General features: G+C 60.7%; 1 pseudogene. It reads left to right on the top strand.

Features of this window, described 5'->3' with window-relative positions:
• Window positions 1-379, top strand: a pseudogene (locus tag EOA27_RS40305) (phosphomannomutase); the annotation flags it as partial.

The following is a 379-nucleotide window of genomic DNA, read 5'->3' as shown; positions in this document are numbered from 1 at the left end:
TATTCCCGCCGACCGCAACGGCATCAAATTCTATCGCCCGAATGGCGAGATCGACAAAGCGGACGAGGCTGCGATAACGCAGTATGTCGCCGAAAGGTCAAACGTGTACGATCCGCCGGCGCCTGCCGAAACGGCCTGGCCATCGCATCACGATGAAGCCGTTGCCGGCTACCTAGAGCGCGCCAACGGCATTTTGGGGCCGGATTCGCTATCCGGAATGAGAATCGGCGTCTACCAGCACAGTTCGGTCGCGGCGGAATTGCTGGTGCAGGTCCTTCGGTCTTTCGGCGCCGAGGCAGTTCCTGTCGGAAAGAGCCAAACCTTCGTGCCCGTCGATACCGAAGCCGTGGATGCAGGCACGCTTGCGAAGCTGAAGGGC

The organism is Mesorhizobium sp. M2A.F.Ca.ET.037.01.1.1 (genome assembly GCF_003998075.1).
Lineage (GTDB): Bacteria > Pseudomonadota > Alphaproteobacteria > Rhizobiales > Rhizobiaceae > Mesorhizobium.
The sequence above is the reverse complement of the archived record's forward strand: the minus strand, read 5'-3'. Positions and strand labels throughout refer to the sequence as shown.